Annotated in this window: 18 protein-coding genes; 7 read left to right on the forward strand and 11 right to left on the reverse strand. The window is 66.0% G+C overall.

The window, feature by feature from the left end:
* The first annotated feature begins 10 nt into the window (after nucleotides 1-10).
* The 3 genes from ACVWZ5_RS00070 to ACVWZ5_RS00080 all read left to right on the forward strand — a co-directional run bounded on the left by ACVWZ5_RS00070 (nucleotide 11) and on the right by ACVWZ5_RS00080 (nucleotide 3,446).
* Nucleotides 11-1,255, forward strand: a complete 1,245-nt coding sequence (locus ACVWZ5_RS00070; RefSeq protein WP_084942415.1) for an NAD(P)/FAD-dependent oxidoreductase — start codon at nucleotides 11-13, stop codon at nucleotides 1,253-1,255.
* Nucleotides 1,256-1,278: 23 nt separating this feature from the next.
* Entirely contained in the window at nucleotides 1,279-2,061 is a 783-nt protein-coding gene (locus ACVWZ5_RS00075; protein WP_084942414.1) for an amino acid ABC transporter ATP-binding protein, read from the forward strand.
* Between the two features lie 575 nt (nucleotides 2,062-2,636).
* The gene (locus ACVWZ5_RS00080) at nucleotides 2,637-3,446 is read left to right on the forward strand and encodes a gamma-glutamyl-gamma-aminobutyrate hydrolase family protein (RefSeq protein ID WP_062573892.1); all 810 of its coding nucleotides are present in this window, start codon (nucleotides 2,637-2,639) and stop codon (nucleotides 3,444-3,446) included.
* A gap of 164 nt (nucleotides 3,447-3,610) precedes the next feature.
* Here ACVWZ5_RS00080 and ACVWZ5_RS00085 read toward each other — a convergent pair whose 3' ends face one another.
* A complete protein-coding gene (locus ACVWZ5_RS00085) occupies nucleotides 3,611-4,378 on the reverse strand; it encodes an AraC family transcriptional regulator (RefSeq protein WP_457340263.1) in 768 nt (255 codons plus the stop codon).
* Between the two features lie 108 nt (nucleotides 4,379-4,486).
* Here ACVWZ5_RS00085 and ACVWZ5_RS00090 point away from each other — a divergent pair, with 108 nt between their 5' ends.
* The 3 genes from ACVWZ5_RS00090 to ACVWZ5_RS00100 all read left to right on the forward strand — a co-directional run bounded on the left by ACVWZ5_RS00090 (nucleotide 4,487) and on the right by ACVWZ5_RS00100 (nucleotide 6,420).
* On the forward strand, nucleotides 4,487-5,302 hold the full coding sequence (locus tag ACVWZ5_RS00090; RefSeq protein ID WP_062573890.1) for a sulfite exporter TauE/SafE family protein: 816 nt from the start codon (nucleotides 4,487-4,489) through the stop codon (nucleotides 5,300-5,302).
* A gap of 63 nt (nucleotides 5,303-5,365) precedes the next feature.
* Complete coding sequence (locus tag ACVWZ5_RS00095) at nucleotides 5,366-6,016, forward strand: DUF998 domain-containing protein (RefSeq protein ID WP_084942412.1); 651 nt, start codon at nucleotides 5,366-5,368, stop codon at nucleotides 6,014-6,016.
* 74 nt (nucleotides 6,017-6,090) lie between these two features.
* Complete coding sequence (locus tag ACVWZ5_RS00100; RefSeq protein ID WP_062573888.1) at nucleotides 6,091-6,420, forward strand: hypothetical protein; 330 nt, start codon at nucleotides 6,091-6,093, stop codon at nucleotides 6,418-6,420.
* Nucleotides 6,421-6,571: 151 nt separating this feature from the next.
* On the opposite strand, the gene ACVWZ5_RS00105 is transcribed toward ACVWZ5_RS00100, so the two are convergent.
* The 8 genes from ACVWZ5_RS00105 to ACVWZ5_RS00140 form a co-directional block, all read right to left on the reverse strand.
* Nucleotides 6,572-7,885 carry a cytochrome c gene (locus tag ACVWZ5_RS00105; RefSeq protein ID WP_062573887.1) on the reverse strand — a complete coding sequence of 438 codons (1,314 nt, stop codon included), beginning with the start codon at nucleotides 7,883-7,885 and terminating at the stop codon, nucleotides 6,572-6,574.
* An 11-nt stretch (nucleotides 7,886-7,896) separates the two neighbouring features.
* A complete protein-coding gene (locus ACVWZ5_RS00110) occupies nucleotides 7,897-9,684 on the reverse strand; it encodes a GMC family oxidoreductase (protein WP_457340264.1) in 1,788 nt (595 codons plus the stop codon).
* Between the two features lie 3 nt (nucleotides 9,685-9,687).
* On the reverse strand, nucleotides 9,688-10,434 hold the full coding sequence (locus tag ACVWZ5_RS00115) for a gluconate 2-dehydrogenase subunit 3 family protein (protein ID WP_457340265.1): 747 nt from the start codon (nucleotides 10,432-10,434) through the stop codon (nucleotides 9,688-9,690).
* A gap of 203 nt (nucleotides 10,435-10,637) precedes the next feature.
* Nucleotides 10,638-11,624, reverse strand: coding sequence for a 2-hydroxyacid dehydrogenase (locus tag ACVWZ5_RS00120; protein ID WP_062573884.1), 987 nt, complete (start codon nucleotides 11,622-11,624; stop codon nucleotides 10,638-10,640).
* 10 nt (nucleotides 11,625-11,634) lie between these two features.
* Nucleotides 11,635-12,912, reverse strand: a complete 1,278-nt coding sequence (locus ACVWZ5_RS00125; protein WP_062573883.1) for an MFS transporter — start codon at nucleotides 12,910-12,912, stop codon at nucleotides 11,635-11,637.
* Nucleotides 12,913-12,970: 58 nt separating this feature from the next.
* A complete protein-coding gene (locus tag ACVWZ5_RS00130; RefSeq protein ID WP_435768071.1) occupies nucleotides 12,971-13,930 on the reverse strand; it encodes a PfkB family carbohydrate kinase in 960 nt (319 codons plus the stop codon).
* Nucleotides 13,923-14,693 (reverse strand): sugar phosphate isomerase/epimerase family protein, encoded by a 771-nt coding sequence (locus ACVWZ5_RS00135; protein WP_457340266.1) that lies wholly within the window; start codon nucleotides 14,691-14,693, stop codon nucleotides 13,923-13,925. Before ACVWZ5_RS00135 ends, ACVWZ5_RS00130 begins: the two co-directional genes overlap by 8 nt.
* A gap of 72 nt (nucleotides 14,694-14,765) precedes the next feature.
* Nucleotides 14,766-15,788, reverse strand: coding sequence for a LacI family DNA-binding transcriptional regulator (locus ACVWZ5_RS00140; protein WP_457340267.1), 1,023 nt, complete (start codon nucleotides 15,786-15,788; stop codon nucleotides 14,766-14,768).
* On the opposite strand from ACVWZ5_RS00140, the gene ACVWZ5_RS00145 reads away from it, so the two are divergent.
* On the forward strand, nucleotides 15,781-16,164 hold the full coding sequence (locus ACVWZ5_RS00145) for a hypothetical protein (protein ID WP_143514940.1): 384 nt from the start codon (nucleotides 15,781-15,783) through the stop codon (nucleotides 16,162-16,164). The two genes, ACVWZ5_RS00140 and ACVWZ5_RS00145, sit on opposite strands and share 8 nt — an antisense overlap.
* A gap of 828 nt (nucleotides 16,165-16,992) precedes the next feature.
* Here the strand turns inward: ACVWZ5_RS00145 and ACVWZ5_RS00150 are convergent.
* The gene (locus tag ACVWZ5_RS00150; protein WP_062573879.1) at nucleotides 16,993-17,463 is read right to left on the reverse strand and encodes an OsmC family protein; all 471 of its coding nucleotides are present in this window, start codon (nucleotides 17,461-17,463) and stop codon (nucleotides 16,993-16,995) included.
* A gap of 32 nt (nucleotides 17,464-17,495) precedes the next feature.
* Nucleotides 17,496-18,248, reverse strand: coding sequence for a methyltransferase domain-containing protein (locus ACVWZ5_RS00155; RefSeq protein WP_457340268.1), 753 nt, complete (start codon nucleotides 18,246-18,248; stop codon nucleotides 17,496-17,498).
* Between the last annotated feature and the right edge of the window lie 46 nt (nucleotides 18,249-18,294).

Here is an 18,294-nt window from a genome sequence, read left to right on the forward strand (position 1 = left end):
GAATCCTTCCATGCATTGCCAGACCATCGTCCTCGGCGCCGGTATCGTCGGCGTCAGCACCGCCCTGCACCTGCAGGCCCGCGGACGCCAGGTGCTCCTCGTCGACCGTGACGAACCGGGCAGCGGCACCAGCCATGGCAACGCCGGGCTGATCGAGCGCTCCAGTGTGATCCCCTACGCCTTCCCGCGCCAGTGGAGTGCCTTGCTGCGCTACGGCCTGAACCGCCAGCCCGATGTGCGCTACAGCCTGACCCACCTGCCCAAGGCAGCGCCCTGGCTGCTCAGCTACTGGCGCCAGTCGGCGCCTGGGCAACTGGCCAAGGCCGCCGCCGACATGCTGCCGCTGGTGCAACGCAGCGTTGAGGAGCACGATGCGCTGATCGAGGCTGCCGGCCTGCAAGGACTGGTACAGGCCAAGGGCTGGATCGAGGTATACCGTGATGCCGCGCTGTTCAAACAGGCCAAACGCGATCTGAAGGGGCTGGCCCGTTACGGCCTTCGGTACGAGATCCTCGAACGCGAACAACTGCTGGCCCGCGAGCAGCAGCTGGACGGTGGCGTGATCGGCGGCATCCACTGGCTCGACCCGAAGACGGTGAGCAACCCGGGAGGCCTGACCCGTGGCTACGCCGCGCTGTTCGTCCAGCGCGGCGGGCAGTTCCTCCACGGCGATGCCCGTAGCCTGCGCCAGGTCGAGAACGGCTGGCAGTTGGACACGCGCCGCGGCAGCGTGACCGCCGACGACGTGGTGGCCTGTCTCGGCCCGCAGTCGGCCGACCTCTACGAGCGGCTGGGCTACCGCTTTCCACTTGGCATCAAGCGCGGCTACCACATGCACTACGCCACCCGCGACGGCGCCGAGCTGGGTCATTCGATCTGCGACACCCAGGGCGGCTACGTCCTGGCGCCAATGGCCCGTGGCGTGCGCCTGACCACCGGCATCGAGTTCGCGGCGAGCGACGAGGCCGCCAACGAGATCCAGCTACGCCGCTGCGAGGCCCTGGCACGCCGGCTGTTCCCGGCCCTGGGCGAGCGCCTGGACGACAAGCCCTGGCTGGGCCGCCGCCCCTGCCTGCCGGACATGCGCCCGGTGATCGGCCCGGCGCCCCTGCACAAGCACCTGTGGTTCAACTTCGGCCATGCCCACCACGGCCTGACCCTGGGCCCGGTCAGCGGCCGCCTGCTGGCCGAGCTGATGACAGGCGAGCGCCCCTTCACCGACCCTGCGCCCTACAGCGCCGCACGTTTCAACTGAACCTTGAGCGGGAGAACAACAAGATGACCGCCCCCCTGAGCCTTGCCAGCCTGCACCCTGCCCCCGATCCACGCCCGGAGCTGATCCGCATCGAGGGCCTGAACAAGCACTACGGCGCCTTCCATGTGCTGCACGACATCGACCTGTCGGTACGCGAGGGCGAACGCATCGTGCTCTGCGGCCCGTCAGGCTCGGGCAAGTCGACGCTGATCCGCTGCATCAACCGTCTGGAAATCGCCCAGCAGGGCAGCATCCGCGTGGCCGGCACCGATCTGGCGAGCAAAGGCCGCCAGGCCGACCAGGTGCGCAGCGAGATCGGCATGGTCTTCCAGCACTTCAACCTGTTCCCGCACATGAGCGTGCTCGACAACTGCCTGCTGGCGCCGATGAGCGTGCGCGGCCTGTCGCGCCGGGAGGCCGAGGAGCGGGCGCGGTTGTACTTGAGCAAGGTCGGCATCGAGAGCCAGGCGCACAAGTACCCCGGCCAGCTGTCCGGCGGCCAGCAGCAGCGTGTGGCGATCGCCCGGGCGCTGTGCATGAAGCCGAGGATCATGCTGTTCGACGAGCCGACCTCGGCGCTTGACCCGGAAATGGTGGCCGAGGTGCTGGATGTGTTGGTGCAATTGGCCGGCACCGGCATGACCATGCTCTGCGTCACCCACGAAATGGGTTTCGCCCGGCAAGTGGCCGAGCGGGTGCTGTTCCTCGAGGGCGGGAAAATTATCGAGGACAGCCCGCCGGAGGTGTTCTTCGGGCAGCCCAGTACGGCACGGGCACAGGCGTTCCTGAAGCAGATACTGCATTAGCGATTCGCGGTTCTGGGTGCAATAAGCGCCACCCTGTCCGCCCCCTCTTGCAAGGCTGCGTCACCGTTCATACTGATGCGGATCTTGATCTTGGCAGCCGCATGTTCAACCTCATTGGCAGCTAGCGGCAGCTGCGCCAGCCCAGGCGCCGCCCGTAACTTCGCGACGTCAGGAGGCCAAACGCAGGCCTCCTGACGCCGCAATTGGCGGCGCCTGAACTATTGCGCACTTAGAAGCAAGATCAAGATCCGGCATGAGGCCAAAACTCCGCCCCAGCCAAACACAATCATTGCACCGACGCAAAGACCCAACTGCGTCGTTAAATATTATTGACCAACACCCCCGCCAAACCCTTGTCACCAAAGGCCCCGGCGGCCCCAAGCCCCCGCAAAACGGCGCCTGAACGCTCCGCCACTCGTTTGACATATCGAACGCCTCTGGCAAGCTATGCGTCAGGCCCCGACCGACATCGCCTGCAAGGCGAGCCGGCAGTGCTCGGGGCTCCAGGCAGCACTCAAGGCCCCGGCCGTGCGCCTGCACAACAACGACAGGCATGACCTGTCTCAAGGTGACATATGTCCAACAGCAACATTGGCAACAAGCAACCCTCCCTGCGCAAACCCGTCGTCCTGATGACCATGGGCAGTCAAGAGCGCAAAGGCCATGACTATCAGGTCATGACCCATAAATACATCACCCCGCTGGTCGAGTTCGCCGGTTGCGTCCCGGTCCTGGTGCCCACCTGCTGCGGCGTCGAAGACCTCGAGACCTACCTGGACATGGCCGACGGCGTCTACCTGACCGGTGCCGGCAGCAACATCGACCCGACCCTCTACGGCCAGGAAAACCAGACCCCCGGCAAGGGCCAGGACAAGGACCGCGACCTGTTCGACATGCCGCTGGTCAAGGCGGCGATCAAGCGCGGCCTGCCGATCTTCGGCATCTGCCGCGGCATGCAGGAAATCAACGTGGCCCTGGGCGGCGACATCTACCAGAAGGTCTATGCCGAACCCGGCTTCAACGACCACCGGGAAAACCCGGAAGATCCGGTCGAAGTCCAGTACGCCCCGGTGCACAGCGTGAAGATCAAGCCAGGCAGCTGGCTGCGCGAGACCCTCGGCACTGACGAGATCCGCGTCAACTCGCTGCACGGCCAGGGCCTGCGCAACCTGGGTGCCGGCATCGAGCCGATCGCCCATGCCGAAGACGGCCTGGTCGAGGCGATCCACGCCCCGAGCCTCTCGCCCTTCCTGTTCGCGGTGCAGTGGCACCCGGAGTGGCAGGCGGCGAAGAACCCCGACTCGATCAAGATGTTCCAGGCCTTCGGCGACGCCTGCCGCGCCCAGGTCCGCAAGTCCCAGGTCAAGCACCACCAGGCTGCCTGACCCACCGAAGCTTCGTTAGCTTTGATCGCGGGGCGGTGCAATACCGCCCCCGTTTCCCCGGTCACCCTCTGCTGGTCCCAGAACACCTCCCGTGGAAGCGGGCGGCGGGCTTGTGCCTGTCTCCGCGATCTTTTTTTCCTCCCCCCGCTAGTCATACGGGGTTTTCATAGACCCTGGCGTGCCGTCGACGGCGGCTGGCCCATGACTCGCCGGTACAGGCTGGAAAACGCGCTGGGGCTTTCATAGCCCAGGTCCAAGGCGATGGTGGTCACTGCATCGCCGGTAGCAAGCCGCGTCACCGCAGCCATCAGACAGGCCTGCTGGCGCCACTGACCGAATGACAGTCCGGTCTGTTCGCGAAAGCGTCGGCTGAAGGTACGCGGGCTCCAGTTGAGCTGCGCTGCCCAGGTTTCGCCACGGGTGTGGACCGACGGCTGCGCCAGGAATGCCTGGCACAGGGCCGCCAGGCGTGGCTCGGCCGGCAGCGGCGCGAACAGCGGCAGACGTTCGGCCTGGCCCAGCTCATGCAGCACCAGACGCAGCAGCAGGCCATCGCGTCCCGCCTCGTCATGCAGGGCCGGCACCTCGGCGCTGGCCAGCAACAGCTGGTGCAGCAGCGGCCCGACCCGCAGTGCCTCACACACGCTGCCCGGCCTTGGCAGCGCGGTTGGCTCGATGTACAGGCTGCGGGTACTCACCTCGCGCATGCGCACCTGATGCGGCTTGCCGGGCGGAATCCACACCCCGCTGCCGGGCGGAATGACCCAGGCACCGTCATCGGTCAGCACCTCCATCAGTCCGCTCATGCCATACAGGAACTGCGCCCGGCGATGGACATGCCTGGGCAGCAAGGTGTCGGGCGGATAGTCGGTGGCAATGGCCAGCACTGCACGGGGGATGGCATCGACCTGGGACAGGGGAACATTGCGCATGAAAGGAGGCTCTGGCCGAAACACGACGATTATTGGCCAAGTTGCGCAAGCCAGCCAAGAGACAGCCGCCTACCCTGACCGCCTCAACCCTGGCCCGAGGCCCACCCCATGCTCTATCCCCTGCTTGGCCTGTTCGGCCTGTGCGCCGGCATCACCACCTTGCTGTTCGGCTTTGGCGGCGGCTTCTTCGCCGTGCCGCTGTTCTATGCCCTGCTGCTGGCCAGCCATGGCGCGGGGACGGCCGTGGCCCAGCACGCCATGCAGATTGCCGTAGCCACCTCGGCCACCGTGATGATCTTCAGCAGCGCCCTGGCCACCTGGCGCCACCACCGCGCGGGCAGCCTGCGCTGGGACCTGGTTCGGCCCCTGGCGCCGGCTATCGCCCTGGGCGCGCTGTTCGGGGCCTGGGCGGCGCTGTCCATGACCAGTGCCTGGCTGCGCTGGCTGTTCATCGCCTACCTGACGCTGAGCCTGCTGGACGCCTGGCTGCGTCCGGGTTTCGTGTGCGCTGGCGAACATCGCCTGACGCCCTTGGGCAAGACCGACGCCAGCTTGGTCGGCGTGCCCATCGGCGCCCTGGCAGCGCTGCTCGGAGTGGGCGGCAGCGTGATGACCGTACCGCTGATGCGCCGCCGCGGCGCCAGCATGCGCACCGCCACGGCCATGGCCAACCCGCTGTCGCTGCCCATGGCCCTGGCGGCCACGCTGGTCTATGCGCTGCTGCCGGCCGGCCAGCCCGACCTGGGCCCGGGCCTGCTGGGTTTCATCGACCTGCGCGCGGCCCTGGTGATGACTGTCGGCGCCTGGTTCGGCATGCACCTGGCCGCGCCCCTGCTCGGGCGCATCTCCGACAGCGTGCACGCCCGGGCCTACCTGGCGCTGCTGGCCTGCGTGCTGCTGGTGATGCTGGTCAACGGCCGCTAAGACTGGCGAATGGCCACGGCGAAGCGGTAGGCTGCGTCCAGCATTCACCAAGGAAGGCACTGCATGAAGACGTTCGATCGCCTGCTGCTCGCCAGCGGCTTGCTCATCCCCCTCTGGCTATTGCTGGGCGTTACCCTGACGGCGCTGGCCTACCCCGGCTACGACCACCTGCAGCAAGCCATGAGCCAGCTCGGCGCGGTCGGCGCGCCCACCCACGGGCTGTCGCCGTGGGTCAACAATTTCCCGCTGGCCCTGTTGTTCGCGCTGTTCGCCTGGGGCCTGGCGCGGCGCTGGCGGCGCTCGAAGCTGGCGCGACTGAGCGCCTTGCTGGTGCTCTTGCATGGCCTGGGCAGCCTGGCGACCGGCGGGTTCGCCTGTGACCAGGGCTGTGCGCCGCTGCAGCCATCGTTCTCGCAACAGATGCATAACCTCGGCGGCCTGCTGATGTTCCTCTCGCTGACCCTCGCCAGCATGCTGTGGATCGGCCTGGGCACGCGTCTGGCCCGATCCCCGGGGCTGGCCTGGGGGTCGCTGCTGAGCGCGCTGCTGGCGGTGCTCACTGTCGTATTGATGGCCAAGTCTGTGCACAGCGGTGAATTGTTCGGTCTCTACCAGCGCCTGAACTACGGCGTCGGTGTGCTGTGGATCGCGGCCCTGGCCCTGCTGTCGCTGCGCACGCGCCAGCACGACGGCCTGCAAATGGCCATCGCCTGACGGCAAACTGCTGGCCCCCAGGCGTCGCGAGCGAAGGCAAACTTTGTTTTCCTTCAGATGCTTAGGACAGCAACATGCGAGTGATTCTAGCAACCGTGGCCGGCTGCCTGCTGGCCACCGCCGCCTTCGGCGCCCAGGCCCGGGCATTGAGCCAGAACGATCGCCAGGTGTGCGGCTGGGGTGCGCAGATTGCCGCCGAGGCGCAGCAGGCCAAGCTATCCGGGGTCACCCTTTACGCCACGCGCAAGAAGCTGCAGGTGCGCAAATTTGCCAAGCCATGGATGCGCATGACGGCGTTCGGCATTACCGAGCAGACCTACAACAGCCGGTCGCGGCTCAAGCCCACGGCAATCAAGCAGACGTACTACGAGCAGTGCGTGCAGCATGCTGTAGCAAAAAGATAAAACCTTATAGATCAATTATTTACATCAATTAACTAAACCAGTTTGTGAGGCCTAGTTAATGTCATTTCGAGATTGTGTTGTCGTGCGCCAGCGTCCCGCTAACTCGATGAGTCAAGCCCAAAGGGGACGCCAGGCGTCCCCCGTCGGACCATCAGGGCTCCACGGTGCCCGTCGTGTCACCCACTAACGATTCCGCCTTGAGCGGCACAGGGGGCGCCTTGCGCAACTGCGCCACCTGCCCTGCACTCACCCCCGCCGCCTGGTTGCCCCAGCTGCTGCGGATGAAGTTGACCACATCGGCCACCTGCTGGTCCGACAGCCGCCAGCCGAAGCCTGGCATGCTGAAGGTAGAAGGCGCCGTTGCAGTGGCCGGCAAGGTCGCGCCCTCGAGCACGATGTGGATCAGCGAGGTGGCGTCCTCGCCCTGCACCACCGGGTTGCCGGCCAGCGCCGGGAACACCCGGGCGTAGCCCTTGCCGTCGGTGCGGTGGCAAGCGGCGCAGTTGTCGACGTAGCGCGCCGCGCCGGTCTTGCCGTCATTGCCCTGCCACAGCGCCTGGGCGACGGTACGGTCCTCGCGAAACGGTTTGTCGTCCGGGTTCGCCGGCGGCAAGGTCTTGAGGTAGCGGGCGATGGCGGTCAGGTCGGCGTCGCTCATGTACTGCATGCTGTGCTCGACCACATCGCTCATGCCGCCGAACACCGCGGTGCGTTCGTTGCGCCCGGTCTTGAGGAAGGCGACGATCTGCGCCTCGTCCCAACTGCCCAGGCCATCCTTGTGGTCACCGCGCAGGCTCTTGGCGATCCAGCCCTCGAGGGGCGCGCTGCCGGACAGGAACGCCGCGCCGTCACCGGCATCCAGGGCTTTTTCCTGCATGGTCAGCGCCCGCGGCGTGTGGCACGCGCCACAATGCCCCAGCCCTTCGACCAGGTAGGCGCCGCGCGCCACCACCGCATCGCGCCCAGCGGCTTCGAACGGCTTGACCGGCGGCGCGAACAACCCGCGCCAGAGCGCCAGCGGCCAGCGCATGCTCAGCGGCCAGGGGATGTCGCTGCCCTTGTTCTGCTGCTCCACTGGCTGCACGCCATGCATGAAGTAGGCGTAGAGCGCCTGCATGTCCGGGTCGCTGACCCGGGCGTAGGACGGGTACGGCATGGCCGGGTACAGCGTGCTGCCGTCCTTGCCGATGCCCTGGCGCACGGCGCGTTCGAAGTCCTCGTAGCTGTACTGGCCAATACCGCTGGCGTGGGGTGTGATATTGGTCGAGTACAGGGTGCCGATGGGCGTTTCCATGGGCAACCCGCCGGCGAACGGCTTGCCGCCCTTGGCGGTGTGGCAAGCCACGCAGTCGCCTGCGCGGGCCAGGTATTCGCCTTGCCTGACCTGCGCCGGGTCCACCGCGTCGGCGGCCTGCAGCAAGGTACTGGCGCCCAGGCCCAGCATGGCGATGAACAATGTCTTCATGTTGGCCTTCCTCATGCCTGCACCAATGGACCGGGGTTCTTCAGGTAGCGCTCGCGGATCGCCCGCGCCGACCAGTAGGTCAGTGCCGCCACCAGGCCGGTGGGGTTGTAGCCCAGGCCCTGGGGGAAGGCCGAGGCGCCGGGCACGAACACGTTGTGCACGTCCCAGCACTGCAGGTAGCGATTGAGCGCGCTGGTCTTGGGATCGGTGCCCATGATCGCGCCACCGTTGAGGTGGGTGGTCTGGTAGGTGGAGGCGTCGAAGTGCTGGCCGAACGCTTTCTTGCCCGCGCTGATTGCCTTGGGCCCCATCGCCTCGGCGATCTTGCCCATGCGTTCGACCATGAAACGGTTCATCTTCACGTCGTTGTCCTTCCAGTCGAAGGTCATGCGCAGCAGAGGCAAGCCGTAGGCATCCTTGTACACCGGGTCCAGGTCAAGGTAGTTGTCGCGGTAGGACTGGTGCGCGCCATGGGCGTCCATCGACAGCATGTGCTGGTAGCTGTCGGCCACCGCGGCCTTCCAGGCACTGCCCCACTTCGGCGTGCCCGGCGGCACCTTGGTGCCGGAGATCGGCTTGGCGCCGGCCTGGTTGACCCAGAACGGAGAACCGCCGACGAAGCCGTGCGGGCCATGGTCAAAGTTGTCGGCGTTGAAGTCATCCACCGCCACGCCGTTGCCGCCGGCGCCGATGAAGGGGTTGGTGTGGTGGCTGTCGCGGTCGAAGAACGCGGTCACGGTGGAGATGTTCTGGTAGGCGAAGTTGCGCCCCACCACCCCTTCATTACTCACTGGGTCGTAGGGCTTGCCGATACCCGAGAGCAGCATCAGGCGCACGTTGTTGTACTGGAACGCGCCGAGGATCACCAGGTCGGCGGGCTGTTCCACCTCGCGTCCCTGGCTGTCGACGTAGGTCACGCCGGTGGCCAGGCGCTTGTCGGCGGTCAGGTTGACCCGCAGCACATGGGCGTTGTTGCGCAGCTCGAAGTTCGGCACCTGGCGCAGGGCCGGGAGGATGTTCACGTTGGGCGAGGCCTTGGAGTACATGTAGCAGGCATAGCCGCTGCAGTAACCGCAGAAGTTGCACGGCCCCATCTGCGCGCCGTAGGGGTTGGTGTACGGCCCGGAAGTGTTGGCCGACGGCAGGTTGTAGGGGTGGTAGCCGATCTCGCGGGCGGCCTTCTCGAACAGCTGCGCCGACACAGTGTTCTTCTGCGCTGCCAGCGGAAAATCGCTGGAGCGGTCGGCGGCGAACGGGTTGCCACCCTTGTCGCGGCCCACCACCTGACCTTTGATCGACCAGGCGGTGCCGGAGGTCCCGAACACCTTCTCGGCAAAATCGAAGTAAGGCTCCAGCTCTTCATAGCTGACGCCGAAATCCTGGATGGTCATGCCCTCGGGAATGAACCGCTTGCCGTAGCGCTCCTCATAGTGGCTACGCAGGCGCAGTTCCACCGGGTCGACGCGAAAATGCACGCCGGACCAGTGCAGCCCCGCTCCGCCGGTACCGGTGCCGGGCAGGAAGGCGCCGAACTGGCGGTACGGCACGGCCACGTCGTTGACGCTGTGGCGCAGGGTCACGGTCTCGCGGGAAATGTCCATGAACAGCTTCTTGCGCGAGTTGTAGGTCAACTCGTCCATGGTCTGCGGATAGACGCCGTCCGGGTAGGTGTCACGGGCCGGGCCGCGTTCCAGGGCCAGCACCTGCAGGCCGGCCTCGGTCAGTTCCTTGGCCATGATCGCACCGGCCCAGCCGAACCCGACGATGACCACATCGACTTTCTTCATCACTTGGCTCATGGCTCAACCTCGCTCGCCGCTGATGGACACCGACGGGAAGGGATAGCGCTCGTCGCGCTCCACCCAGTCCATGAAATCGGCGCGGGCGCCGGGGAAGCCGACCAGCTTCCAGCCGGCAAGGCCCTGGTTGCCGCCGTGCAGGGGGTCGCTGAAAAAGCCCTCGCGGGTGTTGAGCCAGAGCATGCCGAGGAAGGTGGGGGCCGGCACCGAGGCAAAGGCCGGCTTGCCGCCGTCCAGGGCCTCGAGCACCTGCTGCTGTTGTTCAAGGCCGAGCCGGGCGAACGCCTTGCCGAACTGTGCCTGGCACCAGGCGTCGGTTTCGGCGATGCCCAGCCGGTAGATCTCCTGGGGGCTGAGCTTGAGCTGGTAGCCCAATTCGCTGGGCGCGTCGGGGCGGAATGGCCCCTGCATGTACCACAGCCCGCCGCTACCGTAGCGGGTGTTGAGCTGACGGTCGATGAACTCGGGCACGCCGGCATCGGCCGCACCGGGGCCAAGGGCGTCGGTGGGGATGAGCACGGCCACGGCGGCGCTGACGAAAGCCCACTCTTCCTGGGTGAAGAAGCGCGGCTGGTAGGCACGCGCCGGGGCCGCTCGGGCCGGTTCGGCGGGTGCCTGGGTGGCGCTGTCGGCGAGCACTGCGCCGCCCAGCCCCGTGCCGGCGAGAGTCGCCACCGGGATCAGGGTCAGGGATTGGCGCAGGAACGCCCGGCGCGCCGGATGCACGGAGGCGGGTTGGTCCTTGGACATGAGGATGTCTCTCTGTTGATCAGGTCATACGGAAATCGTCGCCCTTTTCACCGATGAAGTTCCCGGGGCCGCAGACCGAGACAGCGCTGTCTCGGCGAAGCGGCCTTGTTTTGCCAAAAGGGCCGCGGCGCGACCCCGGGATATCGAATCGGGCAAGGGCTGTTGTTATGGCAAACACGGGGCGAGCGCAGTGCTCGCCCCGCTCATGGGTTTCGCCGCGCCCAGGCAAGTGGGTTGACCAGATTCTGCGGCCGCTCGCCGGCCAGGGCGGCCAGCAGGTTGTCCACCGCGCAGCGGGCCATGGCCTCGCGGGTCTCCTCGGTGGCCGAGCCGATGTGCGGCGTCACCACCAGGTTGTCCAGTTGCAGCAACGGTGAATCAGCCGGCAACGGTTCGCGCACGAACACGTCCAGGCCGGCGCCGCGAATGCGTCGCTCGGCCAGGGCCTGGAGCAACGCCGTCTCGTCGAGCACCCGGCCACGGGAGATGTTCACCAGGATCGCCGACGGTTTCATCAGCGCCAGCTGTGGCGCGCCAATCAGGTTCTCGGTCGCGGCGGTCAACGGCAGGCACAGGCAGACGAAATCGGACTCGGCCAGCAATGCCTCCAGGCTGCGATGCGCGGCGGCGAACCGCGCCTCCACCTCGGGCCGCGGCTGGCGGGTGTGGTACAGCACGCGCATGCCAAAACCGGCATGCGCGCGCCGGGCCAGGGCTTCGCCGATGCGGCCCATGCCGACGATGCCCAGGGTCTTGCCCTGCACGTCGCAACCGAACTGCGCCGGCCCGATGCCCGCCTGCCAATGACCGGCGCGGATCCAGCCGTCGAGCTCGACGACCCGCCGGGCACAGGCCAGGATCAGGGCGAAGCCGGTGTCGGCGGTAGTTTCGGTGAGCACATCGGGGGTGTTGGTCAGCAGCACGCCGCGCTGATTGAAAGCGTCGATGTCGTAGTTGTCGACGCCGACCGAGACGCTGGAGACCACCTCCAGCTGCGGCGCCAGGTCGAGCAAGGGGGCGTCCAGGCGCAAACTGGCGCCAAGCAGCCCGTGGGCGCCCGGCAGCGCCGCACGCAACCGGGCGAGGCCGTCAGCACTGGGCGATTCGACCAGGGTGACCTCGGCGTGCGCCTGCAGACGGGCCATGAGCGCGTCGGACAGGCGTTTGTAGAGGACGATGCGTTTCTTCATTGCACGGTACCTATCGGCTGGGCGCCAGGCTTTGCCGGCGTGTCTGTTGCAAGGGATTGAGAACGGCGGTCAGGGCCACGGCCAGCAGCAGCGCCGCGCACATGAACAGGTAGGAGGCGCCGGGGCCGCCGGTGGCGCCATTGAGGTAGCCCACCAGCCACGAGCCGGAAAACGAGCCCAGCGCACCCATGCTGTTGATCAGCGCCATGGCGCCCCCGGCGACGTTGGCCGGCAGCAGCTCGGGCACGATGGCGAAGAACGGCCCATACGGCGCATACATGCAGGCCCCGGCAATCACCAGCAAGGTGTAGGACCACCAGAAATGTTCAGTGCCCAGGCTGTACGAGCCATAGAATGCCAGGGCGGCGATCAGCAGCGGCGGCCAGACGAATCGCTTGCGCTTCTGCAGGCGGTCCGAGGCCCAGGACACGCCGAGCATGGCCACCACCGCCCCCAGGTACGGCACCGCCGACAGCCAGCCGGCGGTGACGATGTCCAGCGCCGCCGCCTGTTTGAGGATCGACGGCAGCCAGAGGACGAAACCGTATACGCCGATGCTCCAGCAGAAGTACTGCAGCGACAGGATCAGCACCGTGGGCGAGCGGAACGCCTCGCGGTAGTTCTTCACCGGCTTGATGCCCTGCTGCTCGGCGTCCAGCGCCTGGCGCAGCGCCGCCTTCTCGCGGACGTCCAGCCACTTGGCCTGCTCCGGGCGGTCATCCACCAGGCGCCACCAGATGAAGGCCCAGAGAATCGCCGGCGCGCCTTCGATGATGAACATCCAGCGCCAGTCGAACTGCTGCACCAGGTAGCCCGAAACCACCGACATCCACAAGATGGTCACCGGATTGCCGAGGATCAGGAAGGTGTTGGCCCGTGAGCGCTCGGCGCGGGTGAACCAGTGGCAGAGATAGATGAGCATGGCCGGCATCACCGCCGCCTCCACCACACCCAGCAGGAAGCGGATGACGATCAGCAGATAGACGTCGTGGACTACGCCGGTCAGGGTCGCCAGGCCGCCCCAGAGGATCAGGCTGGCGAAGATCAGCTTCTTCACGCTGCGTTTTTGCGCGTAAAGGGCGCCCGGCACCTGGAAGAAGAAGTAGCCGAGGAAGAACAGCGCGCCAAGCAGTGACGACAGCGCGGGGGTGATCTTCAGGTCGTCGGCCATGCCCGAGGCCGCGGCAAAGCCGTAGTTGGCCCGGTCGAGGTAGGCCAGGCTGTAGGTGATGAAGACGATGGGCATGATGTACCACCAGCGTCTGGGAGCGAGTCGATCAAGCTGCATGGGGAATTCTCCTGGTCTTGTTGTTCTTGTCACATCAGGTGCCGGACGGTCCGGCGATTCAGCGTGGTTGGATCGAAGCGTTTTCGTGCAGGTCCAGTTCGTGGCGTTGCGGCAGGCCTTCCATGTCGCCCCGGCTCTGCACCGCCCGGCTGCCGCACCAGTTGCCCCGGGCCACTGCCCGGCGCAGCGGCAGGCCCTCGAGCAAGGCGCTGATCACGCCGACGGCGAAGGCGTCGCCCGCACCCACGGTGTCGACCACCCGGGCCACCGGAAAACCCGGGACCACCCCATGTTCACCCTTGGCGTCGCGCCAGTAGGCGCCTTCGGCGCCGAGCTTGATGGCCACGCATTGCACGCCCTGCTCCAGGTAGAACTCGGCGATGCCCTGCGGCGACTGGCGACCGCTCAGCAGGCGCCCCTCCTCAAGCCCCGGCAGGACCCAGTCGGCCTTGAACGCAAGTGCATTGATCTCGCGCACCATGGTCTGGCGGTCCGGCCACAGCGAAGGGCGCAGGTTGGGGTCGAAGGAAATGCTGCGGCCATGGGCGCGCATGTCGTCCAACAACTGGTGGCAGAGCGCGCGGCAGCTGCCGGACAGGGCCGGCGGGATTCCGGTGGCATGCAGATGCCGGGCCTCCAGCAACGCCGGTTGCAGCTGGGTCGGCGACAGCCGGCTGGCCGCCGAGCCACGGCGGAAATACTCGACTTTCGGATCGCTGCCATCGTCGCAGCGTTCCTTGAGCTGGAACCCGGTGGGGTGCTCGTCATCGATCTCGACGCTCGAGCAGTCCAGCCCTTCCTGGCGCAGGGTGTCGAGCACGAAGGCACCGAGCGAATCATTGCCGACCCGGCTCAGCCAGCGCACCCCCAGCCCCAGACGCGCCAGGCCGATGGCCACGTTGCTGTCGGCGCCGGCAATGCGCTTGCCGAACCCCTCGACGTGGGCCAGCTCTCCAGCCTGCGCGGCCACGAACATGGCCATGGTTTCACCGAAACACAGGACGTCGTGCTCAGCCATGGCACACCTGCCCTTCCAGCTGCGCCAGTTGCGCGACCTGCCGCGCGGTCAGCGCCAACAGGTCGTCACCGGCCAGGGGGTACTCGATGGCCCGCGGCAGGTCCGGGGCGAAATGCGTCATCAGTTCGCGCCACTGCACCAGGTCGAGCGCCTGGGGCACGACCGCGACCAGGCGCCCGTCGGCTCGCCGGGCCACAGCCTTGCAGTGTACGTAGCGCACCCAGCGGCCCAGCAGTTGCGCCGCCAGCAGCGGCGATTCGTCGTGCCAGTACCAGTTGCCGATATCGAAGGTCATGCCCGGCGCCACGCCCTGTGCCTGCGCTTCGCGGAAGAATCTTTCCAGGGTTTGCAGCCGTCCGCCGTAGGGCGTCTGGTCGTTTTCCACGTACAGCGCCGTCTTGTGCCCCAGCAATGGCGCCAGGGCCTGCAGGTCGCAACCCGCCTGGTAATGCCCCAGCGACACCTTCAGCGCCACCGCGCCGATCTCGCTTGCCCGTTGCAAACGTTGGGCGATGGCCGGCTCCAGGCTGCCATCCTCGCGCCACAGCTCCAGTGGCGTGGAGTAAAGACTCTGCAGGCCATGCTCGGCGGCCAGGCTGGCCAGGGTAGCGGTATCGGGCGCGGCATCGAACAGTTCCTCGCGCCATTCCACCCGTCGCGCACCGGCGGCGGCCAGCAGCGGCAGATAGCTGGCCTGGCCCAGGCGCCGCACGGCATCGGCACCGAAACTCGACAAGCTGATGGAGACAATGGGCGTTTGCATGTGTGTGGTCCTTGTTCTTGTAGATGAAACCGGTTTCATTTTTCGTCAGCAGCAACGGCGTCAAGGACGCCGTCATGCTTGTGATCGGGTGGAGCCTCGCGGGATCAGTTCGGCTTGCAAATCCAGGCGCCGCGCCGGCGAACCGCTGCCTTGCAGGCGCTCCAGCAGGCACTGGAACGCTGCGGCACCGATCCGCCCGGTGGGCTGGGCCAGGGCGGTGATGCCGCTGCCTACCAGCGGGTACCAGTCCAGTTCGTCCAGCGCCAGCAGGCCCAGATCCTGGAACAGCGTCCCGCCGCGGGCGTGCAGCACGCCTACCACTGCCAGGGTGGCAACGCCGTTGCAGGTGAACAGCGCCTGCGGGCCGTGCCCTGCCCCGGCGATGAAGCTGCCCAGTTGCTCCGGCAGGTCCACACCCACCTCCAGCACCTGCCCACGCAGGCCAGGGCGCCGGGCGATGGAAGCCTGGAAGGCATCGACCCGCTCCTCGCGGGAGCTGGTGCCATCGAGCGGCTCGGTCACGGCGAGGATGTCGCGATAACCGCAACGCTGCAGGTGATCGAGGGCCTGTTCGACGGCGTCGGAGTTGTCCAGCCCTACCAGGTCGACCGACAAACCAGCCAGTTGCCGGTCGACCAGCACCATCGGCAGGTCGCGGGCCAGCTTCGCCAATTCATCGGCGCGGTGGCCAAGGGTGTTCACGATCAGGCCGTCGACGTTGTACGACTGCAGGGCCTGCAGGTGATTGCGTTCCTGGTCGTCATCGTAGTCGGTGTTGCACACCACCAGGCTGTAGCCGTGCTGGCGGCAGGCGGTCTCGACGCCGTGCATCACCGCCACCGAGTAGGGGTTGCGGATATCCGCCAGGAGCATGCCGATCAGCCCGGTGCGGCCGCGCTTGAGGGCGCTGGCCATGCGGTTGGGGCGGTAGCCGAGGCGTTCGACGACGGCCTCGATACGTTGCGCGGTGGCTTCGGCGAGCAGTTGCCTGTCTTCGCCCATGTAGCGCGAGACCGTTGCCTTGGAAACGCCGGCGGCCTTGGCGACCTCGCTGATGGTGACCCGCCCGCGGGCGGGAGCTGGCTCTTTGTTCACCCTGTTTCCTTCTTGTTTGCGCTTTTGCAGGGTTGATGAAAACGGTTTCAATCAAATCAGGGATGGGGGGTGGCGTCAAGTGACGGGCTTTCTGCCAAAGCGGGGGGATTCAGTGCCAAACGCTTGTCCTGGCGGTGTCGATGGGGGGCTTCAGGTTTATGGTGGTTTTCTGGAGTTCGTTAACCCCACCTTGGAGTTGGCCATGACCGCACTGTTTCGGATCAGTCTGTTTTTGATGCTTGCTGGTATGGGGATGGGGGATATCGTGGTGGCCAGTGTAGGGTTGGTCGGGTTGTGTGGGGGGGCTGTGGTGCTCAGTGTTCGGCAGGATGAGGGTGAGGGGCGGGAGGTTGTGGAGTCGGAGTTTATTGCCTGAAAGGTTTGGTTCTGGTTCTGTTCTGGTTATGGGATTATTGTTTTTGATATTTTTATGCGCATTCATAGAAGATAGCGACATTTAGTCACCTTTCCGCCTTTACGGCGGCCTACTTTTCTCGTGGGAAAAGTAGGCAAAACCGTTCCGCTCCGTTCATCCGGCCCCTGCGCTTCGCTCCGGGGTTCCCTCGCTCCGTTCTTGCTCCCGGGAGGACCGCGCTGAACGCCCCATCCTGGGGCGCAGCGCTTGACGGGCATCCATGCCCGTCACCTCCCTCCGCAAGTCCTGCGCTCGGCCTCCTGAAGTCGCAATTGGTGTTGCCTGAACTATCGCGCGCTTAGAAGCAAGAGCAAGAGCAAGAGCAAGAGCAAGAGCAAGAGATCATTTGTTCTGTAGTTTGTTATTCCTTGAATGTTTCAACCTCTTCGCGGGGCAAGCCCGTTCCTACAGGGCTGTATATAACCGCGACTGGCGATATTCGAGAGATTAATTAAACTTTCAACTAGCGACAGCTGCGTTAGTTCAGGCGCCGCCCGTAACTTGCGCGACTTCAGGAGGCCGAACGCAGGCATTGCGGAGGGAGGTGACGGGCATGGATGCCCGTCAAGCGCTGGGGCCCAGGATGGGCCCTGCAGCGCGGTCCTCCCGGGAGCAAGGCCGGAGTGAGGGAACCCGGAGCGAAGCGCAGGGCCGGATGAATGGAGCGCCACGGCTTTGGTTACTTTGGCCACGACCAAAGTAACCCACCGTAAGGGCGGAAAGGTGAATAAGCGTCGACATCATAAATGAATGCGCATACAACTCTCAAAACAATCAACAATCACTATCTCACCCAGAAACCACCGGCTCACACCGAACCTCAGTCTTCACCGAGTTGGCAATAAAGCACGCCTCATGCGCCATATGATGCAACCGCTCCAACTCCTCAACCCCAGGCCGCCGCTCCCCGGAAAATTCGACCACCGGCCGCAAGGTCACCACGGTCATGGCCATGCGCCCAGCCCCATCAATCCCCATTACCCCCAAGGCATCATCAACATACCGCTCGACACAAAACCGCTGCTTGGCCGCCAGGGACAGGAACCACAGCATGTGGCAACTCGACAACGCCGCGACAAACGCCTCCTCAGGATCCACCGCCGAGGCATCCGACATCGGCAACGGCACCACATGGGGCGAGGAAGAGCCCGGCACTTCCACCCCACCATCGAAACGCCACACATGCCGCCGGCTGTAGCGGTTACCGAGAAAATCCTGCCCATCACGGGTCCAGGTCACTTGTGCGGTGTACTGCGCCATCCGATATCTCCTTGATCAAATAAACACATTGTTCAGCGCTTGCGCGCACAGATGCCAAAGGCCATGTCGCCGATGTAGATACCCCGTGACTGAAGCCGCTCGGCCTCCAGTCGCGCGTGCAGCGTATCGATCCCGACCTGCCTGGCCGTAGCCACGCCATGGGCGATGATCCGCGGCAGGCAGGCGCGAACGATATCGGCCAAGGGGTAGGCACTGTCGGGTGTCTGCACCAGGCACTCGGCACGCAGGTCCTCGACCGCCAGCCCCGCCTCGCTGAACAGCCGATGCAGGTTGAAGCCGATATGCAGGTCCGCCCCCTCGTGGGCCAGCATCCGTTGCAGCCATTGCTGGGCCTTGCGATGCAGCGGGAAGGGCTCCAGGCTGGCCGGGGTGAGACTGCCGTCATGCTCCTGGAACACCATCAGCCCACCGGGCAGCAGGTGCCGGGCCAACAGGCGCAGGGCCTTGACCGGCTCCGCCTGGTACATCAACACCCGACGCCCGACGATGGCGTCGAACAACCCCAGGGACTCGGGCAGTGCCTGCAGGTCAGCCTGCACGAACTCAGGTACCACCGCGCCCTTGGGTGTCTCGCGCTGGCGTGCGATTTCCAGGGCGCCCACCGCCAGGTCAACGCCGACCACCGCACCATCTCCGTCCACCAGGCGAGCCAGCAGCCAGCTCACATCGCCGCTGCCGCATCCAACGTCGAGCACGCGCATGCCAGGGCCGACACCGGCATCGACCAGCAGGCGCGTGGTGAAATCCGCTTTCGCAAGTGCCATGCCATGCTCCTTCGCAGGTGCGCCAGTGTGCAGAGCAAAGGACCTC

The organism is Pseudomonas sp. TE6283, from assembly GCF_054060555.1.

Coding starts and splice junctions, on each gene's coding strand:
- ACVWZ5_RS00070 (WP_084942415.1), top strand. CDS start 11: ATGCATTGCCAGACCATCGTCCTCGGCGCCGGTATCGTCGGCGTCAGC.
- ACVWZ5_RS00075 (WP_084942414.1), top strand. CDS start 1,279: ATGACCGCCCCCCTGAGCCTTGCCAGCCTGCACCCTGCCCCCGATCCA.
- ACVWZ5_RS00080 (WP_062573892.1), top strand. CDS start 2,637: ATGTCCAACAGCAACATTGGCAACAAGCAACCCTCCCTGCGCAAACCC.
- ACVWZ5_RS00085 (WP_457340263.1), bottom strand. CDS start 4,378: ATGCGCAATGTTCCCCTGTCCCAGGTCGATGCCATCCCCCGTGCAGTG.
- ACVWZ5_RS00090 (WP_062573890.1), top strand. CDS start 4,487: ATGCTCTATCCCCTGCTTGGCCTGTTCGGCCTGTGCGCCGGCATCACC.
- ACVWZ5_RS00095 (WP_084942412.1), top strand. CDS start 5,366: ATGAAGACGTTCGATCGCCTGCTGCTCGCCAGCGGCTTGCTCATCCCC.
- ACVWZ5_RS00100 (WP_062573888.1), top strand. CDS start 6,091: ATGCGAGTGATTCTAGCAACCGTGGCCGGCTGCCTGCTGGCCACCGCC.
- ACVWZ5_RS00105 (WP_062573887.1), bottom strand. CDS start 7,885: ATGAAGACATTGTTCATCGCCATGCTGGGCCTGGGCGCCAGTACCTTG.
- ACVWZ5_RS00110 (WP_457340264.1), bottom strand. CDS start 9,684: ATGAGCCAAGTGATGAAGAAAGTCGATGTGGTCATCGTCGGGTTCGGC.
- ACVWZ5_RS00115 (WP_457340265.1), bottom strand. CDS start 10,434: ATGTCCAAGGACCAACCCGCCTCCGTGCATCCGGCGCGCCGGGCGTTC.
- ACVWZ5_RS00120 (WP_062573884.1), bottom strand. CDS start 11,624: ATGAAGAAACGCATCGTCCTCTACAAACGCCTGTCCGACGCGCTCATG.
- ACVWZ5_RS00125 (WP_062573883.1), bottom strand. CDS start 12,912: ATGCAGCTTGATCGACTCGCTCCCAGACGCTGGTGGTACATCATGCCC.
- ACVWZ5_RS00130 (WP_435768071.1), bottom strand. CDS start 13,930: ATGGCTGAGCACGACGTCCTGTGTTTCGGTGAAACCATGGCCATGTTC.
- ACVWZ5_RS00135 (WP_457340266.1), bottom strand. CDS start 14,693: ATGCAAACGCCCATTGTCTCCATCAGCTTGTCGAGTTTCGGTGCCGAT.
- ACVWZ5_RS00150 (WP_062573879.1), bottom strand. CDS start 17,463: ATGGCGCAGTACACCGCACAAGTGACCTGGACCCGTGATGGGCAGGAT.
- ACVWZ5_RS00155 (WP_457340268.1), bottom strand. CDS start 18,248: ATGGCACTTGCGAAAGCGGATTTCACCACGCGCCTGCTGGTCGATGCC.